The organism is Arthrobacter sp. PsM3 (assembly GCF_030433895.1).
Classification (GTDB): domain Bacteria; phylum Actinomycetota; class Actinomycetes; order Actinomycetales; family Micrococcaceae; genus Arthrobacter.
In genome coordinates, this window is record NZ_JARUXE010000116.1 from 1 (window position 1) to 621 (window position 621).

Here is a 621-nt window from a genome sequence, read left to right on the forward strand (position 1 = left end):
TTCACCGAACACTTCATCCGGGTCGAGGCGGCGGAGTTCTTCGGCGAGGCAGTCCTTCAGGCTCCGGCGCGGCAGGGAGATCCGTTGCACGGGCTGTCCGGGCTGGGTCAGTTCCGCCACGGTCAGGCCCGGCCGGAACAGCTGGACGTCGCCCGCGGTGCGGGTCAGGCGCACGCGCCGGATCCCGGTGCCGGCCGGGTCCGCGACAATCGTCACCGGGGCGTCCAGGGCCAGGGTCAGCCATGCCGCCAGCAGGATGGTGCTGGGGGAGTCCGACGCGCCTTCGACGGCGACGGCCGTCACCGGTGAGCCGTCCACCTGGTCCAGGACCGCGGCGAGCTGGATCCGCCAGTTGGTCAGGCGGGTCCAGGCCAGGTCCGTGTCGCCGGCCTTGTAGGTGCGGCGGATGTTGTCCAGCGCGCGCTGCGGATCGGACTCGTTGGCCGAGTCGGTGATCCGGCGGTGCGCGATCCGGCCGATGGACGTCTCACAGGCGGCCTTCGGGGCCCCGTGCGGCCACCAGGCCACAATCGGCGCGTCCGGCAGCAGCAGCGCCGCGACGAGGGACTCGCTTTCCTCCGCCAGTTCGCCGTAGCCGCGCAGCAGGATGACCTCGGAGGC

1 protein-coding gene is annotated in these 621 nt (G+C 72.3%); it reads right to left on the minus strand.

The genetic code is table 11. The features are described 5' to 3' along the window. Positions 1-621 (minus strand): glucose-6-phosphate dehydrogenase assembly protein OpcA (locus QCD75_RS21835; protein ID WP_301231619.1); only part of this gene is annotated, 621 nt, incomplete at both ends.